This window comes from Arthrobacter sp. UYP4, from assembly GCF_057291175.1.
In genome coordinates, this window is the sequence record NZ_JBXAVU010000001.1 from 337435 (window position 1) to 360826 (window position 23392).

Consider the following 23392-nt stretch of genomic DNA (forward strand, 5'->3'; position numbering starts at 1 on the left):
CGGGGCATGTCACCGTCCAGCCCTAGGATGAATGGCGTGGCGAACCCAGTGACATACCGGCCCAAGACAGGCGAGATACCGCTCGATCCCGGTGTGTACCGCTTCCGCGACGAGCACGGCCGGGTCATCTACGTGGGCAAGGCCAAGAACCTCAGGTCGCGGCTGAACTCCTACTTCGCCAACCCCCAGGGGCTGCTCGCGAAGACCCGCACCATGGTCTTCACGGCCGCGAGCGTCGAATGGACCGTCGTCGGCAGCGAGCTCGAGGCGCTCCAGCTCGAGTACACGTGGATCAAGGAGTTCGACCCACGGTTCAACGTCATGTTCCGGGACGACAAGTCGTACCCGTACCTGGCCGTCACCATGGGGGAGAAGTACCCGCGCGTGCAGGTCCTGCGGGGGGACAAGAAGAAGGACACCCGCTACTTCGGCCCGTTCTACCCGGCGAAGGCCATCCGCGAGACGGTCGACACCATGATCCGGGTCTTCCCCGTCCGGACCTGCAGCGCCGGCGTCTTCAAGCGCGCCGAACGGACCGGCAGGCCGTGCCTGCTCGGCTACATCGACAAGTGCTCGGCGCCGTGCGTGGGCCGGATCACCCCCGAGGACCACAGGGCCCTCGCGGAGGACTTCTGCGACTTCATGTCCGGCGAGGCGAAGAAGTTCATCTCCGGACTCGAGAAGAAGATGGCGGAGGCCGTCGCCGAGCTCGACTACGAGTCGGCTGCCCGCCTGCGCGACGACATCGCAGCCCTGCGCCGCGTGTTCGAACGCAACACGGTGGTCCTCAGCGAGGACACCGACGCCGACATCTTCGCGCTGAAGGAGGACGAACTGGAGGCCGCCGCCCAGGTCTTCCACGTCCGGGGAGGCCGCATCCGCGGCCAGCGCGGCTGGGTCGTCGAGAAGGTCGAGGACATGGAGACACCCGACCTCGTGGAGCACCTGCTGCAGCAGGTGTACGGCGAGGGCAACAGCAGCAACGAGCAGATCCCCCGAGAGGTCCTCGTCCCGGTCCTGCCGAGCAACTCCGACCAGATGCTCGAATGGCTCCGCGGCCTCCGGGGCGCGCGGGTCGACGTCCGGGTCCCGCAGCGCGGTGACAAGGCCACCCTCATGGGCACCGTGGAGCAGAACGCCGCGGACGCCCTGCGCCTCCACAAGAGCCGCAGGGCCGGCGACATCACCACCCGGTCGGCCGCCCTGCAGGAACTGCAGGAGGCCCTCGACCTGCCCCAGCCGCTGATGCGCATCGAGTGCTTCGACATCTCGCACGTGCAGGGAACCAACGTGGTGGCCTCGATGGTCGTCGTCGAGGACGGCCTGCCCCGGAAGTCCGAGTACCGCAAGTTCTCCATCACGGGCGACGCCGCCCGGGACGACACCGCCTCCATGTACGACGTCATCTACCGGCGGTTCCGCAACTACCTCGCATCCGAGGCCGGCGACACCCGGGACGCCGCGGCCCCCGACCCGGAGAGCGCGCCGGTCGACGACGAGGCATCGGTCCTCGAGCACCCCGCCGTCGACGAGCAGGGCGCACCGATCCGCGACACCACGACGGCGATCCCGCGCAGCCGGTTCGCGTACCCGCCCAGCCTCGTCGTCGTCGACGGCGGACCTCCCCAGGTGGCGGCCGCGTCCCGGGCCCTCGCGGACCTCGGCATCGACGACGTCTTCGTCATCGGTCTCGCCAAGCGGCTCGAGGAGGTGTGGATCCAGGACAGCGATTTCCCCGTCATCCTTCCCCGCGCGTCGCAGGGACTGTTCCTTCTGCAACGCATCCGCGACGAGGCACACCGCTTCGCCATCACGTTCCACCGCCAGAAGCGCGGGAAGTCGATGACGGCCTCGGCCCTCGACGACATCGCCGGCCTCGGCCCGGCCAAGCGCAAGGCGCTGCTCAAGCACTTCGGCTCGGTCAGGAAGATCCGGGCCGCGAGCATCGAGGAACTCGTGGAGGTACCGGGCATCGGCCCTGCCCTGGCCGAAACCATCCGCACCTCCCTCGCCGTCGACGCGGACGACGCTCCCGCCCCGGCCGTGAACATGACCACGGGCGAGATCATCGAAGATTAGCTAGGCTGAGGACGCGGCCGCAGGCGCGCCGCTGAGACCGCACACACCAGGGCATGCCCCCATACCGGGCTGCCCCGACGAGCCGGAACGGACGCACCACGATGACTGAGGCCACGAGCCTGACTCCGGTCAAACCCACCCAGTCCGAGCTGCTGGTCGTGACCGGCATGTCCGGGGCCGGACGCAGTACGGCCGCGAACGCGCTCGAGGACCATGGCTGGTACGTCGTGGAGAACCTCCCGCCGCAGATGCTCACGACGCTCACGGAGCTCGTGGCGCGGACGCCGCAGTCCATCCCCAAGCTCGCCGTGGTCATCGACGTCCGCGGCAAGGAGCTCTTCAACGACATCAAGGCATCGCTGGACGGGCTGCGGGCGGCCGGGGTCGGCTACCGCGTGCTCTTCCTCGACGCCGACGACGCCGTCCTGGTGCGCCGGTTCGAGCAGGGTCGCCGGCCGCATCCGCTGCAGGCAGACGGCCGGATCCTCGACGGCATCGCGGCGGAGCGCGACGTGCTCAGGGAGCTGAAGCACACGTCGGACATCGTGATCGACACGAGCGAGCTCAATGTGCACGCCCTCGCGACGAGTGTGACTGAGCTGTTCTCCGAGTCCGGCCCCATCGTCCTCCGCCTCAACGTCATGAGCTTCGGTTTCAAGTACGGCCTCCCGGTGGACGCCAACTACGTGGCCGACGTCCGCTTCATCCCGAATCCGCACTGGGTGCCGGTCCTGCGACCCCAGACCGGGCTCGACGCGCCCGTGCGCGACTACGTGCTCGGCGCGCAGGGCGCCGGTGACTTCATCGACCGGTACGTCCACGCCCTCGTCCCGGTCCTGGACGGCTACCGCCGCGAGAACAAGCACTACGCCACCATCGCGGTCGGCTGCACCGGTGGCAAGCACCGGTCCGTCGCCGTGACCGAGGAGATCGCACAGCGCCTGGCCCAGCTGCCGGGCGTGCAGGTCGCTGCTCACCACCGAGACCTCGGGCGTGAGTAGTGGCCCTGTTCTCCGGGTCCCTCCCTCTCGTCCCGCCCGCGGCCCGCAGGAAGGGTGACGGACCGGGCCCCGGCCCGTCCGTCGTCGCGCTCGGCGGCGGGCACGGGCTGTCGGCGTCGCTGTCCGCCCTGCGGCTCCTGACCCAGGAACTGACCGCCGTGGTGACCGTTGCCGACGACGGCGGGTCCTCGGGGCGGCTGCGCCGCGAACTCGGTGTCCTGCCACCGGGCGACCTCCGGATGGCCCTCGCGGCGCTCTGCGACGACACGGACTGGGGGCGCACGTGGCGTGACGTGATGCAGCACCGCTTCACCTCCCGGGACGGCGTCGAGGGCTCACTCGACGACCACGCCATGGGCAACCTCCTGATCGTCACGCTGTGGGAGCTCCTCGGTGATCCGGTCGCCGGCCTGCAGTGGGCCGGCGCCCTGCTCGGCGCGCGGGGCAGGGTCCTGCCGATGGCCAGCGTGCCCCTGACGATCGAGGGCGACCTGCTCAGCGAGGTGCAGGGGTCCCTGCGCGTGACCACCGTGACGGGACAGGCCCGACTGGCCGTGGCCGCCGACACCGGCAACGTGAGCAACGTGCGCCTCCTCCCGGCAGCAGCACCGGCCTGCAGGGACGCCCTGGAAGCCATCGAGCTGGCCGACTGGGTGGTCCTCGGGCCGGGGTCCTGGTACACCTCGGTGCTGCCGCACCTGCTGCTTCCCGAGCTCCGGGACGCTCTGTGCCGGACCTCCGCCAAGCGGTGCCTCACCATGAACCTCACGAACGACACCAAGGAGACCCAGGGCATGAGCGCGGTCGACCACCTCAGCGTGATCTCCCGCTACGCACCGGATTTCACCGTCGACGTGGTCCTCGCCGACCCCGCGGTGGTAACAGACCGCGAGGAGTTCGAGCGGGCCGTCGCAGGAATGGGCGGACGGGCGGTCTTCGGTACAGTGGGAGTTTCGACCGGTAAGCCCGTACATGATCCCCTGCGGCTGGCGACGTCCTACAACGACATGTTCGGGGAGAACTAGGAGTGTATCTGTGGCCCTGACCGCCGATGTCAAAGAGGAGCTGTCCCACCTCGACGTCAAGAAGTCCTCGGTCCGCAAGGCCGAGGTGTCCGCGCTGCTGAGATTCGCCGGGGGCCTCCACATCATCTCCGGCAGGATCGTCATCGAGGCCGAGGTGGACCTCGCCTCGACGGCGCGCAGGCTCCGGGCGACCATCGCCGAGGTCTACGGGCACAACAGCGAGATCATCGTCGTCTCGGGCGGCGGCCTCAAGCGGGGCAACCGCTATGTGGTGCGCGTGGTGCGCGAAGGGGAGTCCCTCGCCCGCCAGACCGGACTCCTGGACAGCCGTGGCCGCCCCGTCCGGGGATTGCCGTCCGCCGTCGTCAACGGCTCGACGGCGGACGCCGAGGCCGTCTGGCGAGGCGCGTTCCTCGCACACGGCTCGCTGACGGAACCCGGCCGCTCCTCCTCCCTCGAGGTCACCTGCCCCGGCCCGGAGTCCGCCCTGGCACTCGTCGGGGCAGCACGGCGGCTCGACATCGCCGCGAAGGCGCGGGAGGTGCGCGGCGTCGACCGCGTGGTCATCCGCGACGGCGACACCATCGCCGCCCTCCTGACGCGCATGGGCGCGCACGACGCGCTCATGGTGTGGGAGGAGCGCCGGATGCGCAAGGAGGTGCGGGCCACGGCGAACCGCCTCGCGAACTTCGACGACGCCAACCTGCGCCGGTCGGCACAGGCCGCCGTGGCCGCGGGCGCGCGCGTCGAGCGTGCCCTCGAGATCCTCGGCGAGACGGTGCCCGAACACCTGCGCTACGCGGGGGAGCTGCGGGTGGCCCACAAGCAGGCGAGCCTGGACGAACTCGGCCGCCTGGCGGACCCGCCCATGACCAAGGACGCCATCGCCGGCCGCATCCGGCGCCTGCTCGCCATGGCGGACAAGAGGGCGTCGGACATCGGGATCCCGGGGACCGATGCGAATGTGACCGCGGACATGCTCGACGAGTGAAGAAGTGCATAGGATGGAACGACAAGCCCGCTTCTGATCAGGTGGGCCGCCTGCCGTCCGGGCTCCCGCTGGAGCCGACGGGCGCGCCGGCACCTGGGACCACTACATGGAGGACTACGTGAGCGAATACGTACTGCCGGATCTCGATTACGACTACGCGGCCCTGGAGCCGCACATCTCGGGCCGGATCATGGAGCTGCACCACTCCAAGCACCAGGCCACCTACGTCAAGGGCGCCAACGACGCCCTCGCCCAGCTCGCCGAGGCCCGCGCGACCGGGCAGTTCGGGACCATCCCCAAGCTCTCCAAGGACCTCGCCTTCCACGTCGGCGGCGTCATCAACCACAGCATCTTCTGGAAGAACATGTCCCCCGAGGGCGGCGACAAGCCCGAGGGTGAACTGGCCGCGGCCCTGGACGACGCGTTCGGGTCCTTCGACGCGTTCCGCGCCCACTTCACGGCCGCCGCCACCTCCCTGCAGGGTTCCGGCTGGGCCGTGCTCGCCTACGAGCCGCTCGGCCAGAACATCGTGATCGAACAGCTCTACGACCAGCAGGGCAACGTGCCCGTGGGCACCGTGCCGCTGCTGATGCTGGACATGTGGGAGCACGCCTTCTACCTGGACTACGTCAACGTCAAGCCCGACTACGTCAAGGCCTGGTGGAACCTGGTGAACTGGGCCGACGTCCAGACCCGCTTCCAGGCGGCACGCACCGGCGCTTCGGTGCTCATCACGCCCGGCCGCTGACCGGCCGCCACCACCACACGCCCCGCGCAACCGGGGCGATCCACGTCCGGAGTGCGTGCGGAACGCCGCGCTGAGTAAGGTTGGAGCCGTGCAGGGACGCGTCCCCGCACGGCTCCGGCGACGGACACCGCTCCGCAGGGAGCCAGCAGGACCCGATTCACTTCGGCACGAAGGTGTGCCCGGTACCAGATTTATTCGTCGCCGGCATCACCCGAGAAGGGTCATCACGGCGGCACCACCTATGAAGGAGATGGAAACCAGTGACTACTCGTGTTGGAATCAATGGCTTCGGCCGCATCGGTCGCAACTACTTCCGCGCGGCCCTCGAGCAGGGTGCAGACCTCGAGATCGTTGCCGTCAACGACCTGACGAGCCCCGAGGCCCTCGCCCACCTGCTGAAGTACGACTCCGTGACCGGCCGCCTGAAGGCCTCCGTCGAGGTCGACGGCGGTGACCTCGTGGTCGGTGGCAAGCGCGTCAAGGTACTGGCAGAGCGCGACCCCGCGAACCTGCCCTGGAAGGACCTCGGCGTCGACATCGTGATCGAGTCCACCGGGTTCTTCACCAAGGCGTCCGACGCGCAGAAGCACATCGATGCCGGCGCCAGGAAGGTCCTGATCTCCGCCCCAGCGTCCGACGAGGACCTCACCGTGGTGCTCGGCGTCAACGACGGCGACTACGACCCCGAGAACCACCACATCATCTCGAACGCGTCCTGCACCACGAACTGCCTCGGCCCGCTCGCCAAGGTGCTGAACGACTCCTTCGGCATCGAGCGCGGTCTCATGACGACGATCCACGCGTACACCGCCGACCAGAACCTCCAGGACGGCCCGCACAAGGACCTCCGCCGCGCACGGGCCGCAGCGATCAACATGGTGCCCACCTCCACGGGTGCGGCCAAGGCGATCGGCCTCGTCCTGCCGGAGCTCAAGGGCAAGCTCGACGGCTACGCCATCCGCGTTCCCGTCCCCACCGGTTCGGCCACCGACCTGACGGTCACCCTGGGCCGCGAGGTCACCGCCGACGAGGTCAATGCCGCCTACAAGGCTGCCGCTGCCGACGGTTCGCTCAAGGGCTACCTCTCCTACACGGAGGACCCGATCGTCTCCTCGGACATCGTGACGGATCCGGCGTCGTGCATCTTCGACTCCGGACTGACGAAGGTCCTCGGCAACCAGGTCAAGGTCGTGGGCTGGTACGACAACGAGTGGGGCTACTCGAACCGCCTGGTCGACCTGACCGAAATCGTCGCTGCCAAGCTCTCCTAGGCGATCGCCCGTGGCTTACGCAACGCTCGACGACCTCCTCGCCGAAGGCGTCCGCGGACGCCGTGTCCTCGTGCGCTCGGACCTCAACGTGCCCCTCGAGGGCGACGTCCCGGAGTTAAAGGTCACCGACGACGGCCGCGTACGCGCGTCCCTGCCCGTTCTCCGCAGGCTGAGCGAGGCAGGGGCGGCCGTGATCGTCTTGGCGCACCTCGGACGGCCCAAGGGCGCACCCGAGCAGAAGTACTCGCTCGAGCCGGCCGTGGACGTCCTCCGGGACCTCGCGGACTTCCCGGTCACGCTCGCGCCGGACACCACGGGTGAGGGTGCCCGCAGCGCGGCCGCAGCCCTGGCCGAGGGGGAGGTGCTCGTCCTCGAGAACGTGCGCTTCGACGCGCGTGAGACGAGCAAGGACGACGCCGAGCGGTCGGCCTTCGCCCGCGAGATCGCGGACCTGGCCGGCCCGGACGGCGCCTACGTGGACGACGCCTTCGGTGCGGTGCACCGGAAGCACGCGAGCGTGTACGACATCGCCGCGCTGCTGCCGTCCTACCAGGGTGATCTGGTCAAGGCCGAACTCGTGGTCCTGGAGCGGCTGACGAAGGATCCGCAGCGGCCCTTCGTCGTCGTGCTCGGCGGTTCCAAGGTGTCCGACAAGCTGGCCGTCATCGAGAACCTGATCGGCACGGCCGACCGCATCCTCGTGGGCGGCGGCATGCTGTTCACGTTCCTCGCGGCCCAGGGCCACAAGGTGGGCGCGAGCCTGCTCGAGGAGGACCAGATCGAGACCGTTCGCGGCTACCTCGAGCGGGGCTCCCGTGACGGCACGCAGTTCGTCCTCCCGACCGACATCGTCGTGGCGGAGAAGTTCTCCGCCGACGCCGGTTCGGGCGTTGTCGCCGCGGACGCCATCGAGTCGGGGACGTACGGAGCGACCGGCATCGGCCTCGACATCGGCCCCGTGACGGGTGCGGACTTCGCCGCGAACATCGCCGAGGCGAGGACCGTCTTCTGGAACGGGCCGATGGGCGTCTTCGAGTTCGAGGCGTTCGCCGGCGGTACCCGGGCGGTCGCCCAGGCCCTCGTCGACGCACAGGCGGACGGCGCCCTGACCGTGGTCGGCGGCGGCGACTCCGCCGCTGCCGTCCGCGGCCTCGGCTTCGCCGACAACCAGTTCGGGCACATCTCGACCGGTGGCGGCGCGAGTCTGGAATATCTCGAAGGCAAGGAACTGCCCGGCCTCACGGCTCTCGCCCGCGACTAGCGGGAGGGCGGGGACGATCGACCGCCCGGCAACGGGCGCACAGGAAGAGCGGGATCTGCGGGGCCGAGGCCGCGCGGATCCCGCCCCCATGCAACGAACAGATGGAGTAGGACGATGACCACCTCGACCAACGGCGCCTTCGACCGCCGCCCGCTCATCGCGGGGAACTGGAAGATGAACCTGGACCACATGCAGGGCATCACCTTCCTGCAGAAGCTGGCCTGGACCCTCGACGACGCGGGCCACGACTTCTCGCGCGTCGAGGTCTCGGTCTTCCCGCCCTTCACCGATCTGCGCGGCGTCCAGACGCTCGTCAAGGGTGACAACCTCGACGTCGTCTACGGCGGCCAGGATCTCTCACCCGAGGATTCCGGCGCGTACACGGGGGACATCTCCGGTCAGTTCCTGGCCAAGCTCGACTGCACCTACGTGCTGGTCGGACACTCCGAACGGCGGACGATCCACTCCGAGTCGGACGCGCTGCTCAACCGGAAGGTGCACGCCGCCTACCGCCATGCACTGGTGCCCGTGCTGTGCGTCGGCGAGGGCCTCGAGATCCGGCAGGCCGGGACGCATGTCGCCTCGACGCTCGAGCAGCTCCGCCAGGGCGTCGCAGGCCTGACGCCGGAACAGGCGTCCGCCCTCGTGGTCGCGTACGAGCCCGTCTGGGCCATCGGTACGGGTGAGGTGGCCGGACCGGAGGACGCGCAGGAGATGTGCGCCGCCATCCGCGCCGAACTCGGCTCCCTCTTCGATGCGGAGACCGCCTCGAGGACGCGCCTGCTCTACGGCGGCTCGGTGAAAGCGGCGAACGCCGCGAGCATCCTCAAGGAGCGCGACGTCGACGGCGTGCTCGTCGGCGGTGCGAGCCTCGACGTGTCCGAGTTTGCTAGTATTGTCAGGTTCGAACAGCATCTGGTGACAGACTAGTTCCGTGCGCCGGCCGCTCCGCTGAGCGGCTACCGAGCCTTGAAAGGGCCCCGTGGAAATCCTCCGTATCATCCTGCTCGTCCTGCTCGGGATCACGAGTCTCCTGCTGACCCTCCTGATCCTGCTCCACAAGGGACGTGGCGGTGGTATGTCGGACATGTTCGGTGGCGGCATGACCTCGAGCATGGGATCGTCCGGGGTCGCCGAGCGCAACCTCAACCGGTTCACGGTGGCCCTCGGACTCGCATGGGGCGTGGTCATCGTGGCCCTCGGCCTCATCCAGCGTTTCGCCGGCGAGTCGTAGGGCACAGCACACGACCGTACGGAGAAGGCCCCCGCTTCCAGCAGGAAGCGGGGGCCTTCGTCATCGACGGGCCGTCGTCAGCCGACGGACTCCTCCTCGTCCTCGTGGTCGATCAGGCGCCCGGGCAGCTTCTGTGCCGCGTCCTGGTCGATCAGCCACAGGGTCTTCCGCACCCCGCGCGCCCCGGCGGCGGGGACCTGGACATGGCCGGCTCCCGCGAGGGCCAGTCCCACGGCACCGGCCTTGTCGCTGCCGCTGACGGACAGCCAGACCTCCTGGGCGGTGTTGATCGCCTCCAGCGTCAGCGAGATGCGCTGCGGCGGAGGCTTGGGCGCATCGGCGACCCCCACGGTCGTCTCGCCCTTGGTGCGGATGCCGGCCATCTCCGGGAAGAGCGAGGCGACGTGCGCATCGGGTCCGACACCGAGCAGGAGGACGTCGAAGCGGGGCAGGCGCGGATCGGGCTGTACCGCGTCCTCGTCCGCCGCGCGTTCGGCCTTCGCGGCCGCCGCCAGCTGTTCGGCGTAGTCGAGGGCGGCCGCGTCCTCGTCGGGGAACTCGTCCTTCGAGCCGAACTCGTGGATCTTCACGGGGTCGACGGCGACACGGTCGAGGAACGCGGTGCGCGCCTGGACGGCGTTGCGGTCCGGGTCCTCGGCGCGCAGGAACCGCTCGTCGCCCCACCAGAAGTGCACGTTCGCCCAGTCGACCGCCGTGTGCGCCGGTGATTCCACGACGGCCTGCAGGGCCGCCGTGCCGATCGAGCCGCCCGTGAGGACCACGGTGGCCGTGCCGCGGTCGCTCTGCACATCGACCAGGCGCGTGATCAGTCGCGCCGCCACGGCCGCCGCCAGGGATGTCGGGGAAGGATGGATGCTGACTTTCGGTTCAGCGCTCATACGGTCACACGCTCCTCAGGTTGGTCAGGGCGAGTCCTTCGGTGATGACCTCTCCGAAGACCTCGTCGGGGTCGAGCCGCCTCAGCTCCTCGGCGAGGCAGTCACGCAGGCCCCGCCGCGGCAGTGAGATGCGCTGGACGGGCTGGTCCGGTTGGTGCAGCTCGGCGACGTCGTGGTGCGGACGGTGGAGTTCGATGTCCCCACCGTCACGCATGAGGCGCACGCGTTTGAGTCCGGTGCCGGCAGGCCCCGCGGTGATATCGACGGGCGCGTCCAGCGCCCGTGTGAGCCAGGCGGCCAGCAGGACGGTGCTGGGGGAGTCCGACGCGCCCTCGACGGTGACCGCCGTGATCGGCTGGTCGCCCTCGAGCTGGTCCAGCACGGCTGCGAGCTGGATGCGCCAGTTGGTGAGGCGCGTCCAGGCGAGGTCGGTGTCGCCCGCGGCGTAGGTGCTGCGGATGTTGAACAGCGCCGCCGTCGGGTCCGGCTCGTTGGCGGAGTCGGTAATCCGTCGGTGCGCGATGCTGCCGATCGACGTCTGGGACGCGGCCTCGGGCACGCCGTGCGGCCACCACGCGACGATCGGCGCATCGGGCAGCAGGAGGGCGGACACCAGCGACTCGTTCTCGTCGGAGAGCTCCCCGTAACCGCGCAGCACGATCACCTCGGAGGCCCCGGCGTCGCCGCCGACGCGGATCTGGCCGTCAAGGCGTGTCGGCTCGTCCGGCGATCCCTCGGCGAGGACGATGATGCGGCACGGGTGCTCGCGGCTGGCCTCGTTCGCCGCGTCGATGGCCTCCTCCTCCTGTCCCGACCTAGTGATCACGACGAGGGTGAGCACGCGCCCGAGGGCGACGACGCCGCCGCGTTCGCGCATCGCCATCAGCTCCTTGGACACCTTGGAGGTCGTGGTGTCGGGAAGCTCTACGATCATGGCCTTCTCCAGGTTCGTCCATCGGCTGCGAGCAGCTCGTCGGCGGATGCGGGACCCCAGCTCCCCGGGACATAGGGATCGGGCTGGCCGTCGAGGGACTCCCAGTGCTTCTCGAACGGGTCGAGGATCTGCCAGGACAGCTCCACCTCCTGCTGGCGCGGGAAGAGTGGCGGCTCACCGAGCAGGACGTCGAGGATGAGTCGCTCGTAGGCCTCGGGGCTGGACTCGGTGAACGAATGCCCGTACCCGAAGTCCATGGTCACGTCGCGGACCTCCGTCTGGGTGCCGGGCACCTTGGAGCCGAAGCGGATCGTGACGCCCTCGTCGGGCTGGACCCGGATGACGACCGCGTTCTGGCCGAAATCCTCCTCGTTGTGGTCCCGGAACAGGAGGTTCGGGGCCCGCTTGAAGACGACGGCGATCTCCGTGACCCTGCGCCCCAGCCGCTTGCCGGCGCGCAGGTAGAACGGGACGCCGGCCCAGCGGCGCGTGTTGATGTCCAGCCGGAGCGCAGCGAAGCTCTCCGTCGTGGAGTCGGCGGGGATGCCCTCCTCCTCGAGGAAGCCGTTGACGCGCTCCCCGCCCTGCCAGCCGGCCTCGTACTGTCCGCGGGCGGACCGGCCGGTGAGGTCGGCGGGGAGGGAGACGGCCGCGAGGACCTTCTCCTTCTCGGACCGGAGGTGGTCGGCGTCGAACGAGATCGGTTCCTCCATGGCCGTCAGGGCGAGCAGCTGGAGCAGGTGGTTCTGGATGACGTCGCGGGCAGCGCCCACACCGTCGTAGTAGCCTGCGCGGCTGCCGATCCCGATGTCCTCGGCCATGGTGATCTGCACGTGGTCGACGTAGTTCGCGTTCCACAGGGGCTCGAAGAGCTGGTTGGCGAAGCGCAGGGCCAGGATGTTCTGGACCGTCTCCTTGCCCAGGTAGTGGTCGATCCGGAACACCGCGTCCGGAGGGAAGACCTCCTCGACGATGCTGTTCAGCTCCCGCGCGGACTCGAGGTCGTGCCCGAAGGGCTTCTCGATGACCACGCGGCGCCACTGGCCGTCGTCGGGCTGCGCCAGGCCGTGCTCGGAGAGCTTCTGGCACACGGCCTCGAACGCGTTGGGCGGGATCGAGAGGTAGAACGCGTGGTTCCCCCGGGTCCCCCTGCTCTGGTCGAGTTCCTCGATACACTCCCTGAGGTTCTTGAAGGCGTCGTCGTCGTCGAACTCGCCCCGGACGAAGCGGATGCCGGCGGAGAGCTGCTCCCAGACGGTCTCGTTGAACGGCGTGCGGGCATGCTGCGTGACGGAGTCCTTCACCTGCTCCACGAACTCCTCGTTACTCCAGTCCCGGCGGCCGAAGCCGACGAGGCCGAAGCTCGGGGGCAGGAGCCCCCGGTTCGCGAGATCGTAGATGGCCGGCATGAGCTTCTTCCGGGCGAGGTCGCCGGTCACACCGAACAGGACGAGCGAGGACGGGCCGGCGATCCGGCTGAGCCTCCTGTCCCGGGGGTCGCGTAGCGGATTGGTGGCTCTCGCCGTCGTGCCGTCAGGCATGCCCGTCCGTTCCCCGCTCGTCCCGGCCGGACGCGGCGAGTGCCGAGACGACGCGCCGCAGCTGGGCGACGCCCGCCTCGCGTTCCGTCAGGTGGAGGCGGAGCACGGGCCGGCCATGGTCGGCGAGGACCTGGGCGTCGCCCGCGGCCTGCGCGGAGATCAGCTCACCGAACGTGAACGGCCGGTCCGGGATGGCGAGGTCCTCGTGCGCTGCACCGGTCAGCTGGAGGTACGCCCCGATGGGCGAGCCGCCCTTGTGGTACTGGCCCGTGGAGTGCAGGAAGCGCGGGCCCCAACCGAACGTGACCGGTCGGCCGGTGGCGGCGGCCAGCGGTGACCGGATCTCCTCGAGTGCGGCCTGCCGGTGCCGGTCGAGGTACGCCTGGACCGAGAGGTAGCCGTTCGCGGGGAGTGCGGCGAGGAGCGCCTCGAGGGCTTCCTCGACCGTGCTCGACGACCCGAGCAGGCCGGCGTCGCCGCGCACCTCCACGGCGCCGTCGACGAAGGCCGCCGGGGAGGGCTCGGGCTGGGCGTCCAGCAGGCCGCGCGCGGCCTTCTTGGCCGCCTCGACGTCGGGCTGGTCGAAGGGATTGATGCCGAGCAGGCGTCCCGCGACGGCGACCGCGTATTCCCAGACGAACAGCTGGCTGCCCAGGGTACCGCTGACCGTCAGCCTGGTGCCGTCGGTGAGCTCGTCGGTGGGAGCCTCGTCGAACGGGGCCAGGAGGACGGGCAAGACGTCGTCGGCCACCTCCGCGAGCTCGGGTGCGCCGCTGGAGGCGACGACGGGAAGCAGCCCGGTGCCGAGCTTGCCGGTGGACTCCGCGATGAGCTGTTCCGCCCAGTCGGCGAAGCCGGGCAGCCCGGATCCGGCATCGGCGAAGACGATCTTGTCGCGGAGCGGGCTGGTCCCGCCCAGGACGGCGCCGAGCTGCAGGCCGACGTTGTCGTCGACGTCGTCGCCGAGGAACTCCGCACTGTCCTCCGCGTCGTCCAGCAGTGTCTCGATGTCCGCGCCGGCGAGGCCGGACGGCACCAGGCCGAAGGCCGTGAGGGCCGAGTACCGGCCGCCGACCTGGGGGTCGGCGTTGAACACCTTCCGGTAGCCCGCCTTGTGTGACGCCTCATCGAGGGGAGACCCCGGATCGGTCACGATGACGATGCGCGACGCCGCGTCGATGCCGGCGTCGGTGAACGCCTGCTCGAACAGCCGGCGCTGCGAGTCGGTCTCGACGGTGGAGCCGGACTTCGACGACACCACGATCGCGGTGCGCTGCAGGTCCTCCTCGAGGGCCGCGCGCACCTGGTCGGGGTCGGTGGCGTCCAGGACGACGAGCGGGACGCCCGCCTCCTTCGTGATGACCTCCGGCGCGAGCGAGGAGCCGCCCATGCCGCACAGCACGATCCGGTCCACCCCTTCGGCCAGGAGATCGGCGCGGAGGCCCGCGATCTCCGGGAGGAGTGCGCGCGAGCCCTCGAACAGGTCGATCCAGCCCAGGCGGACCGAGGCTTCGGACTCGGCGTCACCGCCCCACAGGGTGGGGTCCTTCGCCATCAGCCGGGAGGCGAAGCGTTCCTGCACGAGTGCGGGTACCGCCGACTCGACCGCGGCGAGCGCCGCGCCGGACGCGGTCAGTGCGAATGAGCCCATGGGGATCAGCCCTTCGAAGCGTCGAGTGCGGTCTGGACGGTCTCGAGGAGCTCCGACCAGCTGGCGACGAACTTGTCGAGGCCCTCGGTCTCGAGCTGCTCGACGACCTCGTCGTACGAGATGCCGATCGCGTCGAGCTGGTTCAGGACCTCGTTGGACTCCGCGTACGTGCCCGTGATGGTGTCGCCCTCGACGACGCCGTGGTCGGCCATCGCCTCGAGCGTCTTCTCCGGCATGGTGTTCACGACGTCCGCTGCGACGAGGCCGGCGACGTAGAGCGTGTCCGGGAGGTTCGGGTCCTTGACGCCCGTCGATGCCCAGAGGGGACGCTGCGCGTTGGCGCCGGCGGACTTCAGGACCTGCCAGCGCTCCGAGGAGAACTGCTCCTGGAAGACCTGGTAGGCGAGGCGTGCGTTCGCGAGTCCCGCCTTGCCCTTGAGTGCCTTCGCCTCGTCGGTCCCGACGGCGTCGAGCCGTGCGTCGATCTCGGCATCGACGCGGGAGACGAAGAAGGAGGCGACCGAGTGGATCCTGGCGAGGTCGTGGCCGTTCTCCTTCGCCTGCTCGAGGCCCACCATGAACGCGTTGATCACGGCGCGGTAGCGCTCGAGCGAGAAGATCAGTGTCACGTTCACGCTGATACCGGCCGCCAGGGTCGAGGAGATCGCTTCGAGGCCCTCGACGGTCGCCGGGATCTTGATGAGCACGTTGGTGCGCTGCACCTTGGCGTGCAGGCGCTTGGCCTCGGCGATGGTCCCGGCGGTATCGCGGGACAGGCGGGGATCGACCTCGATGGAGACGCGGCCATCGGCGCCGTGCGTACGCTTGGCCTCCTCGGCGAAGATGTCGCAGGCCTGGGCGACGTCGTGGGTGGTGATGTCGAAGACGGCCTGGTCCACATCGGCGCCGGCCTCCGCCAGTGCCCCGACCTGGGAGGCGTAGGACTCGCCCTTCTTCAGAGCGGCGGCGAAGATGCTCGGGTTGGTCGTGACGCCCACGACGTTGCGGTCCTCGATGAGGTGCTTGAAGGCGCCCGAGTTGATGCGCTCCCGTGAGAGGTCGTCGAGCCAGATGGATACGCCGGCGGCCGAGAGGTCAGCTGTGGGTGTTGACATGGTGTGCTCCTTGTCCGCTTCCGCGGAATGTGTGCTGGATTCTGACGGAGGGTGCGGGACTACTGATGGTCACCGGTCTCGGTGGCACGGTGGCCCGACGGCATCGCCGCGGTGCCGTTCGGTGCCAGCGGATCGGCGGCCACGGCCTCGAGGGAGTCCTTGGCGGCCGCGACGACGGCGTCCGCCGTGATGCCGAACTCGCGGTAGAGCGTCTTGTAGTCGGCGGAGGCGCCGAAGTGCTCGAGCGACACGCTGCGTCCGGCGTCGCCGACGATCCCGTGCCAGCTCTGCGAGACGCCGGCCTCGACGGACACGCGGGCGCGGACGGTGCGCGGCAGGACGCTCTCGCGGTAGGACGCGTCCTGGGCGTTGAACCACTCCAGGCACGGCATGGACACGACGCGCGCGGAGATGCCCTCCGCCTCGAGGGCCTCGCGGGCTTCCACCGCGAGCTGGACCTCGGAGCCCGTGCCGACGAGGATCACGTCGGGCGATCCGTTCCGTGCTTCGGCGAGCACGTAGCCGCCCTTCGCGACTCCCTCGACCGAACCGAACGTGTCACCCTCGGCTGCGCCGTCGCCCCGCTGGTAGGTCGGGATGTTCTGCCGCGTCAGCACGATGCCGGCGGGGTTCTCGGTGTTCTCGAGGATGGTGCGCCAGGCGACGGCCACCTCGTTCGCGTCGCCCGGGCGGACGACGTCGAGTCCCGGGATGGTCCGCAGCGAGGACAGCTGCTCGACCGGCTGATGGGTGGGGCCGTCCTCGCCGAGGCCGATCGAGTCGTGGGTCCAGACATAGATGGCCGGGACGCCCATGAGCGCGCCGAGGCGCACCGCGGGGCGCTGGTAGTCGCTGAAGATCAGGAAGGTCCCCGAGAACGCGCGGGTGCTGCTGTGCATCACGATGCCGTTCACGATGGCCGCGGCAGCGTGCTCACGGATACCGAAGTGCAGCACGCGGCCGTACTCGTTGCCCGACCACGACTTGGTCTGGCGGCTCGGCGGGATGAACGACGGCGATCCCTCGATGGTCGTGTTGTTCGACTCCGCGAGGTCGGCGCTGCCGCCCCACAGCTCCGGGAGGGCGGGGCCGATGGCCGTGAGGACCTTGCCGGACGCGGCACGCGTGGACATGTCCTTGCCGGCCTCGAACGTGGGGAGGGTCTCCTCCCAGCCCTCGGGCAGGGTGCGGGCCTGGATGCGCTCGAGGAGCGCGGCCTCGTCGGCGTGTGCCGCCTTCCAGGCGTCGAAGCCCTCCTGCCAGGCGCTGTGCGCATCGGCACCGCGCTGCACGACGCCGCGGGCGTGGTCCAGGACCTCCGGGTCGACGTCGAAGTGCTTCTCGGGGTCGAAGCCGAGGGCTTCCTTGAGCGCTGCGACTTCGTCCTTGCCGAGCGCGGAGCCGTGGATCTTGCCGGTGTTCTGCTTGTTCGGCGCGGGGTAGCCGATGATCGTGCGCAGCGAGACGATGCTCGGCTTCGAGGTCTCGTTCTTCGCGGCGACGAGCGCGGAGTAGAGCTCGGCGACGTCCTCGACGTACTCGCCGGTCTTGGTCCAGTCGACGCGCTGGGTGTGCCACCCGTACGCCTCGTAGCGCTTCAGGACGTCCTCGGTGAAGGCGATGTCCGTGTCGTCCTCGATCGAGATGTGGTTCTCGTCGTAGATCACCACGAGGTTCCCGAGCTCCTGGTGGCCGGCGAGGGACGAGGCCTCCGCCGTCACGCCCTCCTGGAGGTCGCCGTCCGAGGCGATGACCCAGATGGTGTGGTCGAACGGGCTGGTGCCGGCCGGTGCGTCGGCGTCGAACATCCCGCGCTGGCGGCGCTGGCCGTAGGCGAAACCGACCGACGTCGCGAGGCCCTGGCCGAGCGGGCCGGTGGTGATCTCGACGCCCTTGGTGTGGCGGTACTCGGGATGCCCGGGCGTGAGGGAGCCCCAGGTGCGCAGTGCCTTCAGGTCATCGAGCTCGAGGCCGTACCCGGACAGGAAGAGCTGGATGTAGAGGGTGAGCGAGGTGTGGCCGGGGGAGAGGACGAAGCGGTCGCGGCCGGTCCACTCGGGGTCCGACGGATCGTGCCGCATCAGCTTGTGGAACAGGAGGTAGGCGGCCGGCGCCAGGCTCATGGCCGTCCCCGGGTGTCCGTTGCCCACCTTCTCCACCGCGTCCGCTGCCAGGATGCGGACCGTGTCGACCGCCTTCTGGTCGAGTTCGGTCCAGGTCAGTTCCTGCTCTTGCGTCTGTGGCACGTTTCCGGGCCCCTCTCTGTCCGGAACGGCCGACGACGGGGTGCTTGCAGGCACGCCGTCGGGCTGGCCGTTCACCGTTGAATGCTGCGAGTTCAAGCACCGACCGCGGACAGCATCGAACCCGGAGGGATTCCGGGCAGGCTTCTGCAGCGGGCTTTCGAATCCACACTATCCCTTCCGGCCCGCGAACAGTCGTGGGAGTCGAAGAATGTCGTCCGTCACATCAAGGGGTTGCGGACGGCCCCGGAGAGGCAGCGGGACGAGCCACGAGACCGGCCTGGCCGCTCCATCGTCCTCATGGGCGCCGCACCGCCGGAGTCCTGCAGGGGCACTCTTCCGCGCCGCGCCGACCGCACGGTCCCTGTCGCCGGTCCTCGCGGACATGGTGGAGCCGTACCCGCAAGGACCGCAGGACGGCGATCGGCCCCGATTTCTACAGAGCGTAAAAGGGTATGATGGGCTTTGTCTTTTACTCCGGAAGAAACGAAAGTGTTGCCTTGTGAAGACCCAGCAGGCTCCTGCTCCGGCACGTTCCCCGCAGGCCCGTCAGGGTTTCGGCCGCAAAGCGAAGGCCTACCTCGCCCTGACGAAGCCTCGCGTGATCGAACTCCTCCTGGTGACCACGCTTCCCACCATGATCTTCGCGCAGGGCGGATTCCCGCCCCTCGGCCTGATCCTGGCCACCATGGTCGGCGGAGCCCTTGCGGCCGGTAGCGCGGGAGCATTCAACTGCTACATCGACCGCGACATCGACAAGCTCATGCACCGCACGGAGAACCGCCCGCTCGTGACCGGTGAGGTCACGCCCCGCGAGGCGCTGGTCTTCTCCTGGATCCTCGGTGCCGTGGCGATCGCCGTCCTGTGGTTCGGTGCCAACCCGCTCGCAGGGCTGCTCGGCGTCGCCGCCATCTTCCTCTACGTCGTCGTCTACACGCTCGTGCTCAAGCGCCGCACGTCGCAGAACATCGTCTGGGGCGGCGCCGCGGGGTGCATGCCCGTCCTGATCGCCTGGGCCGCCGTCACCGGATCCGTCGAGTGGCCCGCCGTCGTCCTGTTCCTGATCATCTTCCTCTGGACGCCCCCGCACTACTGGCCGCTCTCCATGAAGTACAGCGACGACTACAACGCAGCGAGCGTCCCGATGCTCGGTGCGATCGCCGGCGCCCGCGTCGTCTCGGTGCAGGTCGTGCTCTACGCCTGGGCCATGGTGGCGTGCTCGCTCCTGCTGGTCCCCGCCGGTGCCGGCTGGGTCTACTCCGTGGCCGCCCTCCTCGGCGGCGCCTGGTTCATCCGGGAGTCCCACACGCTGTACTCCCTGGCGCAGCGGGGCGCGTTGAACAACAAGGCCGCGATGAAGGTCTTCCACGGCTCCATCAGCTATCTCACCGTGCTCTTCCTCGCCCTCGCGATCGATCCCTTCGTCGGTTCGGCCATCCTGCCCTGAGCCCGCCCCCGGCCTGAGCCGGGCCGACCCGAGGACACTCCGGCGGCAGGCACGGGCCGCGCCGCGTTCCCGGTCGCGGTGGTGCCGGCCGCGGCACCACCCCCTAGGCTGGCTGCCATGGACTTCACCGGCCTGATCGCCTACCCCGTCACACCGTTCGACACCGACGGATCCGTCCGCCACGAGGACCTGCGCGGCCTCCTGGATTCCCTGGCCACGTCCGGTGTCGACGCCGTGACCGTCCTCGGTTCCTCCGGCAGCTTCGCCTACCTGGACGCGGCCGAACGCTCGCAGATCGCGCGGACGGCGATCGATGCCCTCGACGGGCGCGTCCCGGTGGCGGTGGGCATCAGTTCCGTCGGGACGCGGGAGGTGCTGGACGCCGCCGTCGACGCCCAGCGGGCAGGGGCGGCCGGACTCGTGCTGTCCCCGGTCTCCTACGTACCCCTCACCGACGACGAGGTCCTGGCGCAGGTGCGGGCGGTGTGCGCCGCCACGGACCTGCCCGTCTGCCTCTACAACAATCCGGGGACCACGCAGTTCGACTACTCGCTGCCGGTGGTCGCCGAACTGTCCGCCCTTCCGGAGGTCGTCGCGTTCAAGGACACGGCGGCCGATGCGGCGACCTTCAACGCACGGCACGCCGAACTCGCCGCACTCGTCCCGGAGACCTTCAGCCATGGCGTGAGCGGGGATCTGCTCATGATGACGGGGGAGGTCGCGGCCGACGCGTGGCACAGCGGCCCCGCCGCGCTCCTGCCCGCCTACTACGGCCGGCTCCGCGCCGCCGTCCTCGCGGGCGACCGGCGCGAGGTGGACCGCGTGCGCTCGGTCCTCGCGCCCCTCGTCGACCATGTGGCGGGGCTGCGGAAGATCAGCGGACTGCACCTCCTGGCCCGGGCCTGCGGGGTGGCGGCGGGCGATCCGCGCCCGCCCCTGCTGCCGAGTCCCGGATCCGAGCTGCGCGAGCTCGGGCGGCTCCTCGACCTCCTCGAGGGTGAGTTCGCGGACGACCGGAACGATGGCAGGGACGACGCCTGAGGCGACGTCCGGTCGACGGCTCCGGTTCTCCCTGCCTGATGACGGGACGCAGGTCGACGCCCCTAGGAGACGGTGTGCGGCACCTTCGCCTCGGTCCGCGTCCCCGGGAGCGTCCTGCCTGTCGTACCCGTGTACTGGGCATGGATGACGGCGGCCATGAGCAGCGACGCCCCCAGCATATGCAGAGCCACGAGCGCGATCGGCAGGTGCAGGAAGTGCTGGGTGTAGCCGATGGCGCCCTGCACCAGCACCACTCCGGCGAGGATCCCGAGGGCCTTCCGCAGCTTCTCGTGGACCCTGGCCCGGTGCGCGACGACAAGTGCGAGCACAACGGTGGCGACGAGCAGGTACACCGGGAGGGCGTGCGCGCGCGTCATGAGGTCGGAGTCGAGCCCGTTGCGGGCAGCGCCGTGGTCACCTGCGTGGGGGCCGGAACCCGTCACGACCACGCCGAGCACGACGGCGACGGACGTCAGCACCGTGGCCGTGACGAGCAGCTGGCGCAGGAGGGGCGGGGTGGCCGGTGCCCGCCGGGCGAGGTACTGCTCCGTCGTGAGCCGGGCACGGTTGACCAGGACGGTCGCCAGGGCGACGAGCACCATCGAGACGATGAAGTGGAGACCCACGACCCACGGGTTCAGATCGGTCCACACGGTGATCCCGCCGATGACGGCCTGGGCCGGGATCCCCAGGAACAGGCCGATGGACAGGCGGAACAGGTCCTTGCGTTCGCGCCGCATGCCGAGCAGGGAGACGATCATGGCGACGGCGATGAGGACCAGCACGAACGTGAGGAGCCGGTTCCCGAACTCGATCACACCGTGGAAGCCCATCTCGGGCGTGGTCACGATCGAGTCGGGCGTGCAGCGCGGCCATTCCGGGCAGCCGAGGCCCGACGCCGTGAGGCGGACCGCGCCGCCGGTCACCACGATGGCGATCTGCGACACGAGCGAGGCGATAGCCAGCCGGCGCACCAGCGGCGTCGTGGTGCGCGGCAGTCGGGTCGTGAGGCGCGAGAGCGAGGGGAGGGTCATGGCGTCAGCTCCATTTGAACCAGCGGATGGCCGCCAGGCTAGCGAGGGCGGCCCAGGCGAGGAGCACGAGGCACGCGATGGGATCGAGGGCGCCGTCCACCAGGGCGCTCCTCAGCCCGTCGCCGAGGGCCGACGACGGCAGGACGGTGACGAACGGTTCGGCGGCAGCGGGCAGGCTCGCGGCCGGGATGACCACCCCGCCGGCAGCGGCGAGCAGGATCCACACGAGGTTGGTGACCGCGAGGGTGGCCTCGGGGCGCAGGGTGCCCGCGACGAGGAGTCCGAGGGCCGTGAACGCGGCCGACCCCACCAGCAGGAGGAGGGCGGCCGGGAGGACCCCCTCGGCCCGCGGCGACCAGCCCATCAGGGCGGCGGCACCCCCGATCACGACGAGCTGGACGGCCAGCACACCGGCGACGGCGACGGCTTTGCCGAGGATGAGCCCCGAGCGGCCGAGGGGCGTCGTCGAGAGGAAGCGGAGCACGCCGTACCGGCGGTCGAAGCCCGTCGCGATGCCCTGGCCCGTGAACGCCGTGGACATGGTGCAGAGGGCGAGGACGCCGGGAGCGGCGATGTCGATGCGGCTCGGGCCGTAGGGGTCCAGCAGCGGGGTGATCACCAGGGCGGTGAGTGCCAGCAGCGGCAGGACGATCGCCAGGACGAGCTGCTCCCCGTTGCGCAGCATCGCCAGGGCCTCGTAGGAGCCGTGGCGCAGCACGCGGACAGGCAGGCCGGCGGCCGTTCCGCGGGCGGCACCGGCGTCGGGACCGGAAGCCGTGCGGCGGGGAGCGGGAGCGCTGGTGCTCATCGGATGCTCCGTCCGGAGATGTCGAGGAAGACGTCCTCCAGGGACCGGGGCGTCATGGCGATCGCCGTCGGCATCACGCCGCAGGCATCCCACCACTCCGCCAGGCGGGCGACGTCCCGGGCCGTCAGTGAGCCGCGGAGCACGTACTGTCCGGGTTCGGGTTCACGCTGGTGCAGGTGGGGGAGCAGGTCCGGGGGAAGGGTGAGTCCGGGTACGGTCTCGAAGCGCAGCTCACGCATCCCGTCGGTGTCCGTGTCGGCCGTGAGGTCCGCGACAGTACCCTCGGCGACGGTCCGGCCGCCCTCGAGGATGTAGACGTAGTCGGCGAGCTTCTGCGCGTCGTCGAGCAGGTGGGTGGTGAGGACGACGGCGAGGCCGTCCGCGCGGAGTTCCCGGATGAGGTCGAACACGATCGTGCGCGACTGCGGGTCGAGACCCGCGCTGGGCTCGTCGAGGAAGACGACCTCTGGCCGTCCGACGAGGGCGCAGGCCAGGGCGAGGCGCTGCTTCTGCCCACCGGAGAGACGACGGATGGAGACGGCGCCGAAGTCGTCCAGGCCGAGGCGCTCGGCCAGCGCCTCCACGGGCAGCGGGGACCGGTACATCGACGCCACGTGGCGCAGGAGGGCGAGGGGTCGCACCGAGGGCGGGAGCCCTCCGTCCTGCAGCATCACGCCGACTCGCGCCCGCAGGTCCGGCGTCGCGCGCGCGGGGTCCTCGCCGAGGAGCCGGACCAGCCCACCGTCTGCACGCTGGAGCCCCTGCGCACATTCGAGCGTCGTCGTCTTGCCGGCGCCATTGGCTCCGAGGAGGACGGTGACCGCCCCGTGCGCCGCGCTGAGGCTGACGCCGTCGAGCACCCGGACCATGCGGCCGTCGAGCGAGCCGACGGGCCCGAAATCCTTGATCAGCCCGTCGATCTCGAGGGCGGGGGAAGTTGTCGGCACCCCATTATTCTACGTCAGGTAGTAGGAGGCGCGGGGGCCCGGATGGGTAGCCTCGCCTAAGTGGTGGCCCGGAATACATTAGGTCATGCTTGTGTTGTGTATTTTGTCGCCGACGGAAGGAA

At 69.9% G+C, this 23392-nt stretch carries 20 protein-coding genes; 11 read left to right on the forward strand and 9 right to left on the reverse strand.

Annotation, left to right across the window (positions count from 1 at the left end; translation table 11 throughout):
- Nucleotides 1-36: 36 nt before the first annotated feature.
- The 9 genes from uvrC (at nucleotide 37) to secG (ending at nucleotide 9610) form a co-directional block, all read left to right on the forward strand.
- Nucleotides 37-2079, forward strand: a complete 2043-nt coding sequence (uvrC, locus tag AC0Z9V_RS01510; RefSeq protein ID WP_485140506.1) for an excinuclease ABC subunit UvrC — start codon at nucleotides 37-39, stop codon at nucleotides 2077-2079.
- 101 nt (nucleotides 2080-2180) lie between these two features.
- The gene (gene rapZ / locus AC0Z9V_RS01515) at nucleotides 2181-3080 is read left to right on the forward strand and encodes an RNase adapter RapZ (protein ID WP_459267845.1); all 900 of its coding nucleotides are present in this window, start codon (nucleotides 2181-2183) and stop codon (nucleotides 3078-3080) included.
- A complete protein-coding gene (locus tag AC0Z9V_RS01520) occupies nucleotides 3080-4105 on the forward strand; it encodes a gluconeogenesis factor YvcK family protein (RefSeq protein WP_133081872.1) in 1026 nt (341 codons plus the stop codon). Before rapZ ends, AC0Z9V_RS01520 begins: the two co-directional genes overlap by 1 nt.
- Nucleotides 4106-4115: 10 nt before the next feature.
- On the forward strand, nucleotides 4116-5096 hold the full coding sequence (gene whiA / locus AC0Z9V_RS01525; RefSeq protein WP_133081873.1) for a DNA-binding protein WhiA: 981 nt from the start codon (nucleotides 4116-4118) through the stop codon (nucleotides 5094-5096).
- 118 nt (nucleotides 5097-5214) lie between these two features.
- Nucleotides 5215-5844 (forward strand): superoxide dismutase, encoded by a 630-nt coding sequence (locus AC0Z9V_RS01530; RefSeq protein WP_208741084.1) that lies wholly within the window; start codon nucleotides 5215-5217, stop codon nucleotides 5842-5844.
- A gap of 260 nt (nucleotides 5845-6104) precedes the next feature.
- A complete protein-coding gene (gene gap, locus AC0Z9V_RS01535) occupies nucleotides 6105-7115 on the forward strand; it encodes a type I glyceraldehyde-3-phosphate dehydrogenase (RefSeq protein ID WP_133081875.1) in 1011 nt (336 codons plus the stop codon).
- Nucleotides 7116-7125: 10 nt separating this feature from the next.
- Nucleotides 7126-8376: a phosphoglycerate kinase gene (locus AC0Z9V_RS01540; protein WP_485140507.1), complete on the forward strand. Its 1251-nt coding sequence runs from the start codon at nucleotides 7126-7128 to the stop codon at nucleotides 8374-8376.
- Between the two features lie 114 nt (nucleotides 8377-8490).
- The gene (gene tpiA, locus AC0Z9V_RS01545; protein WP_208741089.1) at nucleotides 8491-9306 is read left to right on the forward strand and encodes a triose-phosphate isomerase; all 816 of its coding nucleotides are present in this window, start codon (nucleotides 8491-8493) and stop codon (nucleotides 9304-9306) included.
- Between the two features lie 52 nt (nucleotides 9307-9358).
- The gene (secG, locus tag AC0Z9V_RS01550; RefSeq protein ID WP_043445180.1) at nucleotides 9359-9610 is read left to right on the forward strand and encodes a preprotein translocase subunit SecG; all 252 of its coding nucleotides are present in this window, start codon (nucleotides 9359-9361) and stop codon (nucleotides 9608-9610) included.
- A 77-nt stretch (nucleotides 9611-9687) separates the two neighbouring features.
- Here the strand turns inward: secG and pgl are convergent, their stop codons facing one another.
- Genes pgl through tkt form a run of 6 tightly spaced genes read right to left on the reverse strand, consistent with a single transcriptional unit; the run spans nucleotide 9688 to nucleotide 17996 of the window.
- A complete protein-coding gene (pgl, locus tag AC0Z9V_RS01555; RefSeq protein WP_133081878.1) occupies nucleotides 9688-10509 on the reverse strand; it encodes a 6-phosphogluconolactonase in 822 nt (273 codons plus the stop codon).
- A gap of 4 nt (nucleotides 10510-10513) precedes the next feature.
- Complete coding sequence (locus AC0Z9V_RS01560) at nucleotides 10514-11443, reverse strand: glucose-6-phosphate dehydrogenase assembly protein OpcA (protein ID WP_133081879.1); 930 nt, start codon at nucleotides 11441-11443, stop codon at nucleotides 10514-10516.
- Nucleotides 11440-12984, reverse strand: a complete 1545-nt coding sequence (zwf, locus tag AC0Z9V_RS01565; RefSeq protein ID WP_208741094.1) for a glucose-6-phosphate dehydrogenase — start codon at nucleotides 12982-12984, stop codon at nucleotides 11440-11442. The genes AC0Z9V_RS01560 and zwf overlap by 4 nt, the downstream gene beginning before the upstream one ends.
- Complete coding sequence (locus AC0Z9V_RS01570) at nucleotides 12977-14635, reverse strand: glucose-6-phosphate isomerase (RefSeq protein WP_485140508.1); 1659 nt, start codon at nucleotides 14633-14635, stop codon at nucleotides 12977-12979. Before AC0Z9V_RS01570 ends, zwf begins: the two co-directional genes overlap by 8 nt.
- 5 nt (nucleotides 14636-14640) lie before the next feature.
- Nucleotides 14641-15750: a transaldolase gene (gene tal / locus AC0Z9V_RS01575; protein ID WP_485140509.1), complete on the reverse strand. Its 1110-nt coding sequence runs from the start codon at nucleotides 15748-15750 to the stop codon at nucleotides 14641-14643.
- Between the two features lie 59 nt (nucleotides 15751-15809).
- Nucleotides 15810-17996, reverse strand: a complete 2187-nt coding sequence (gene tkt / locus AC0Z9V_RS01580; RefSeq protein ID WP_459267852.1) for a transketolase — start codon at nucleotides 17994-17996, stop codon at nucleotides 15810-15812.
- A 499-nt stretch (nucleotides 17997-18495) separates the two neighbouring features.
- Between tkt and AC0Z9V_RS01585 the strand changes: the two genes are divergently transcribed.
- The gene (locus AC0Z9V_RS01585; RefSeq protein WP_133081884.1) at nucleotides 18496-19440 is read left to right on the forward strand and encodes a heme o synthase; all 945 of its coding nucleotides are present in this window, start codon (nucleotides 18496-18498) and stop codon (nucleotides 19438-19440) included.
- Between the two features lie 117 nt (nucleotides 19441-19557).
- Complete coding sequence (locus tag AC0Z9V_RS01590) at nucleotides 19558-20481, forward strand: dihydrodipicolinate synthase family protein (protein ID WP_485140510.1); 924 nt, start codon at nucleotides 19558-19560, stop codon at nucleotides 20479-20481.
- A gap of 62 nt (nucleotides 20482-20543) precedes the next feature.
- Here AC0Z9V_RS01590 and AC0Z9V_RS01595 read toward each other — a convergent pair whose 3' ends face one another.
- Genes AC0Z9V_RS01595 through AC0Z9V_RS01605 form a run of 3 tightly spaced genes read right to left on the reverse strand, consistent with a single transcriptional unit; the run spans nucleotide 20544 to nucleotide 23270 of the window.
- Complete coding sequence (locus tag AC0Z9V_RS01595) at nucleotides 20544-21515, reverse strand: COX15/CtaA family protein (protein ID WP_485140511.1); 972 nt, start codon at nucleotides 21513-21515, stop codon at nucleotides 20544-20546.
- A 4-nt stretch (nucleotides 21516-21519) separates the two neighbouring features.
- On the reverse strand, nucleotides 21520-22323 hold the full coding sequence (locus AC0Z9V_RS01600) for an ABC transporter permease (protein ID WP_459267855.1): 804 nt from the start codon (nucleotides 22321-22323) through the stop codon (nucleotides 21520-21522).
- Complete coding sequence (locus tag AC0Z9V_RS01605) at nucleotides 22320-23270, reverse strand: ABC transporter ATP-binding protein (protein WP_459267856.1); 951 nt, start codon at nucleotides 23268-23270, stop codon at nucleotides 22320-22322. The genes AC0Z9V_RS01600 and AC0Z9V_RS01605 overlap by 4 nt, the downstream gene beginning before the upstream one ends.
- Between the last annotated feature and the right edge of the window lie 122 nt (nucleotides 23271-23392).

Coding starts and splice junctions, on each gene's coding strand:
- rapZ (WP_459267845.1), top strand. CDS start 2,181: ATGACTGAGGCCACGAGCCTGACTCCGGTCAAACCCACCCAGTCCGAG.
- tpiA (WP_208741089.1), top strand. CDS start 8,491: ATGACCACCTCGACCAACGGCGCCTTCGACCGCCGCCCGCTCATCGCG.
- pgl (WP_133081878.1), bottom strand. CDS start 10,509: ATGAGCGCTGAACCGAAAGTCAGCATCCATCCTTCCCCGACATCCCTG.
- AC0Z9V_RS01560 (WP_133081879.1), bottom strand. CDS start 11,443: ATGATCGTAGAGCTTCCCGACACCACGACCTCCAAGGTGTCCAAGGAG.
- zwf (WP_208741094.1), bottom strand. CDS start 12,984: ATGCCTGACGGCACGACGGCGAGAGCCACCAATCCGCTACGCGACCCC.
- AC0Z9V_RS01570 (WP_485140508.1), bottom strand. CDS start 14,635: ATGGGCTCATTCGCACTGACCGCGTCCGGCGCGGCGCTCGCCGCGGTC.
- tal (WP_485140509.1), bottom strand. CDS start 15,750: ATGTCAACACCCACAGCTGACCTCTCGGCCGCCGGCGTATCCATCTGG.
- AC0Z9V_RS01590 (WP_485140510.1), top strand. CDS start 19,558: ATGGACTTCACCGGCCTGATCGCCTACCCCGTCACACCGTTCGACACC.
- AC0Z9V_RS01595 (WP_485140511.1), bottom strand. CDS start 21,515: ATGACCCTCCCCTCGCTCTCGCGCCTCACGACCCGACTGCCGCGCACC.
- AC0Z9V_RS01600 (WP_459267855.1), bottom strand. CDS start 22,323: ATGAGCACCAGCGCTCCCGCTCCCCGCCGCACGGCTTCCGGTCCCGAC.